The sequence below is a fragment of the Bacillus sp. AP50 genome, from assembly GCF_040492675.1.
Taxonomy (GTDB): Bacteria; Bacillota; Bacilli; order Bacillales; family Bacillaceae_G; genus Bacillus_A; species Bacillus_A cereus.
In genome coordinates, this window is the sequence record NZ_JBEUTW010000746.1 from 1 (window position 1) to 2,514 (window position 2,514).

Genomic DNA, 2,514 nt, shown 5'->3' on the forward strand with positions numbered 1-2,514 from the left:
AACATAACGCATATCCTTGAGGGGTCTTCAGGATACTGAACATAATATCGGAGATAAACCACGCGTACACTACAGGGTACGGTAATTCCCATAAGCCGAATGCACTTTGTAGTACCTCACTCTGGTCAGCGATGTACTGCCAAACCAAGAGCTCTTTTGTACCTGTACCGAACACAATCGTACCACTTAATGATGTACCAGCGCTGAACTCGATATTACCTTTAAGGTACTTCGGTAAATGTGCTGAGATAATCTGTGGATTGAACTGGTTCTCTACAAGGTTATTTACTTGGAGTTGACCGACCTGACTGTACCCCATCGTGTTCTGCACCGTGTAGATTAAATCACGACCAACCATAATCGGAGGGTGTGAGGTGTTCATAGGTGCAACAGAGGATTTGTATATCACAGTATTCTGCGGGGTCAACACAATAGTACTACCGCCAATTACCGCTTGTTGGTTATCCGAGATAAGCACTAAGTCTTTGTTGAACTCCACAGCATGTTTGAAGTCCTGCCCTGAGGCATTAATACTCAACACATGAATAGGGTCAGAATCCAGCACGTCATCTGTAGTTGTCCGCATAAGCACATTGTACTTGTTACTTGCAGACATATGAACGTACGCACCACTCATCAATACCAAGCGACCTTGATAGCCGCCAATACCAGTAAAGGGTGTATCTACAAAGTCAGGGGTTTCGTTATTGGTTTCATTACCAACAGTTCGACCTAACCAACGGTAGTTCGTTTTAACTTCAGCACCCTTAATATCTCGGATAATTTGCTCTATGTCAGGCTCACGTACTTCAAAGGAAGAGAAGTCCGTGTGCACAGTATCCTCACCAATGGTACCGATGTACTTTACTAAATCATCAGCATCAGCTATAACCTCAAACACAAACGGCATATTCGTGAATGCAGTTATCTGTCCGTACTTAGATGATTCCATCCATGTACGGGTATCTGCAATGTACTGGTAGTACATCATGGTATCCTCGGTATTACCAACACCAAGAATAAATCCAGCAGCAGCATCAGGCAGTACAGCAGGGAGGTCATCCTTGCTGTTTACACTTAAGCTCGTACTCACACCTGTAGTGCGAATATATGTACTGGAGCTAGATGTTTTAATCTCAAGGGTTCCGCCTAGGGTTAAATCTTTTGCTTGAATGAAGATGTTAGAGCCATAGACGTACAGGTTGAAGTTCGTACGCATGTACTCGAACTCTGAGGTGTTATACCAAGCATACGCAAAAGCACCCGCCATACCATTCGCAGTTACCATAAAGGCTGCATCCACAGTATCAACGGAATACCCTGCGGAACTCAATATGGATTTAATCCCCTCGTACTTATCCTTAGCGTTTACACTCTGAACCCACGTCCAGGAACCTGTGGAGCTTGAACCAGCTTGTATTTTAGTTGGACGGTCTGCGTTAGACGTTACACCATCCCCATTATGCACGGATACAGCAGAGGTGTGCGTTTGGTTAGATTCGGTTACATGCACAACCGTGATGTCCCAATCGTACTCAACCTCACCAGTCACAACATCAATGAAGCCCTCAAGGTACTTACGCTCCTGAATAGTTTGCATCTTAGGGAGTACTTGAGTATTCAACACAGCACCAAGGCCACTAACAGAAGTGTACTGAAAGTCCTGATATGCCCCAATGAGATAATTGTTCTGAATGGAACCTACGAGGATACCCTTATCAGAGTACACGCGGATACTACCAGTACTGTAGTTATGAGCAATCAGATAGGATGCACCTGAGATACTGAACCACCAGAACCGAGCATCATCGGAGTTCTCTAAGAATCGCAGGAGCTCAAAGCCTTTACGCCTACGCAGACCAGTAAGTGCATCCGATACCATATTAAGCTGATTGGACACCTGACCGTCAAGACGCTTATCAGGGACTTGTTGTGATGCTCCCTGAATAAGCGAGGGATAACCTGATTCATATACAGCCATAAGTTATCTCCATAGATGATGTTGGAAGCGTTTATGCGCAGGGCGCAGTACGCTGTAGTGACGCTTACGTAGGTTCTCCTGACGCAGCATTGTGAGGTTACTAGCTAGATGGGTTTGCAGAACCTGAAGCGTATTATCTACACCGAAGTCTGCTGTGTATAACTCAATACCCACGCTGTACGTAACAGCAAGGGCTGCGTACTCAGGAATACTCTCGAAGTCGAGCTTGTCGATAATACGACAGCGAACATCTTCGGTGAAATACCAAGTACTATTATCAATGTCCCAGAGACGGTCGCCTCTAGGCTCTACACTTCGACCGAGACTATAGAAAGCCAGCATGTTCTCAGGTGTATAGATAATACCATCGGAGTTCGGCTGTACAGTCGTCTCTTGTGTGTTAAACCAATAGCCCTCAGCGAACATACTGGTGCTATGCTGTTCTAAGCCAGCAAGAATCAAAGCCACAGTAGGGCTTCGGGAATCAAGTGAAGTTACAACATGTTACCCTAAGTATGGGAGAATTGTATTCA

Annotated in this window: 1 protein-coding gene and 1 pseudogene; both read right to left on the reverse strand. The window is 45.1% G+C overall.

The window, feature by feature from the left end:
- Nucleotides 1-1,981, reverse strand: a 1,981-nt coding sequence (locus ABWK52_RS29110) for a hypothetical protein (protein WP_353772365.1), incomplete at its 3' end; no start/stop codon positions are given.
- Nucleotides 1,982-1,984: 3 nt separating this feature from the next.
- Nucleotides 1,985-2,467, reverse strand: a pseudogene (locus ABWK52_RS29115) (hypothetical protein); the annotation flags it as partial.
- Between the last annotated feature and the right edge of the window lie 47 nt (nt 2,468-2,514).